The following is a 1,603-nucleotide window of genomic DNA, read 5'->3' as shown; positions in this document are numbered from 1 at the left end:
TTAGAAGCAAACTTCTTCGTCGCCAGCGGCGAGCCGCCCTCGTTCGTGAGGCGTATATAGTCGCCACACTCGACAACTGTCAACACACATCGACAATGTTTTTTCGATTTCTCGTAGAGATATCCACCGGGCCGAAATTCATGAGTTGGCTTGGCTGAATTGTGGGCGGCGTTCTAGCGCCTACCATTCCTGTGATGCGTCCCGAGCTCGAGGCGCTGATGTGTGCCATCGCACCCGCCGCGCCTGGAGGACTGCCGAGCAATTCACCACCGAAGCGCGCCGTTTAGAGCTGGTCCTCGAGCAATTCCGGCGTGATGTTCCGGCCGGCGTAAAAGATGCCCAGGATCAGGACCCGCCCACCCTCGACGGCGAAGGCAGTGCTGACCGCGCGGCGATAGCCAACTATCCGCAGCCCAGGCATGATCTCGACCCGCTCGGTGCCCCGCTGTGGAAAAGTAGACAGGCCGAGACAATGGTCGCGGATACCCGCAATGAAATTCCAGGCGATCGCCGGCGACGCACGTCCGGCTATATCATCATCATCGTAGAGTTGCTCCAGCTCGGCTTCTCCCCTGGGTGGAAGACAGTCCGATACTCCACCCCTACTTGGCTTTCGCCTCCTTCGCGCGATGACGCGCCTCCAGGGAGAAAACCGTTTCGGCAGGATTCCCTTCGATGAATCCTGCCGGAGTTCAGTTAGGCGCCCCGGTATCTCCTCGCGCAGCCATTTCTCCCGCTCCGCCTCGAAATCCTCAAGCATGCGCAGGCCCGCGCGGACAACCTCGCTGGCATTACTGTAGCGGCCTGATTCGAGCTGCTTCCTGATGGAGCTCTCGTAATGGTCATTCAAAGCGTAATTCGGCATTGGCACCGCCCTGCGGGAACATGGGAGTGATCCCGAACCTGGATAGATGTCAGCTATTAACAAAATTGGCTGATTCGACCATGCCACGCCTTGCGCCACTCATCCCCAGAGAATCACCCTTCACTTGATTCGACTTGATCGAGGCGTCGCTTCAACGCCCCGGGCCGTTCGGCCAACGGCACTTGCGGCTATTGCGGCGTGACACACCCAACGGCCGGCGCGATCGAGAATCCACATGCAGGTCGATTCGCGGTCCGCAGTCATTGTCATGGCCGAGGGTGGCCACAAAAGCCGGCTGAATAGAACGCCACCCCGACCCAATTCATTTCGTATTTGATTGCAAGTCATCACCGACATCACTGACCGATGCCTGACAAGAGGATCGGATGCTTCGTCTTTTTTGCCTCCGATTCGGTTGACCCGGTCATGGCGGCGGCTGGGCACTTCACTGCCAGTCCCCTAAACGCAAACGGCCCGCGGCTGCGGGCTGTTTTGAATTAGGTTTTGTTGAGAGGCTTGTTTTGTTGTCGTAGCTTGTCGGCTGAGGCCTCTTTGTGCGCCGAGGTGCCGCGCTTGCAGGCACCATTGTCCCCCGAATGCGAACGGCCCGCTGGCTGGTGCCTGGGGACTGTTGTTTGGTGCAGATTGGTTTGCGGGGGACGGGATTGGGTTTTTTGTCCCGCAGCTTGGGCTTCGCCTTGTTGCGGGCGCCTGATCCGGGGCAATCGATGGCCAGCC

General features: G+C 59.0%; 1 protein-coding gene and 1 pseudogene. Both read right to left on the bottom strand.

Translation table 11 applies throughout. From position 1 onward, the window contains the following. Positions 1-283: 283 nt before the first annotated feature. Positions 284-421, bottom strand: coding sequence for a hypothetical protein (locus tag NKK51_RS32350; protein ID WP_352556341.1), 138 nt, complete (start codon positions 419-421; stop codon positions 284-286). A 181-nt stretch (positions 422-602) separates the two neighbouring features. After that, positions 603-865, bottom strand: a pseudogene (locus NKK51_RS32345) (type II toxin-antitoxin system ParD family antitoxin). Positions 866-1,603: the final 738 nt, after the last annotated feature.

It is taken from the genome of Mesorhizobium sp. M0011 (assembly GCF_040324155.1).
In the GTDB taxonomy this organism is placed as follows: Bacteria; Pseudomonadota; Alphaproteobacteria; order Rhizobiales; family Rhizobiaceae; genus Mesorhizobium.
This window is presented reverse-complemented; position numbering and strand designations above follow the sequence as displayed.

Coding starts and splice junctions, on each gene's coding strand:
- NKK51_RS32350 (WP_352556341.1), bottom strand. CDS start 421: ATGCCTGGGCTGCGGATAGTTGGCTATCGCCGCGCGGTCAGCACTGCC.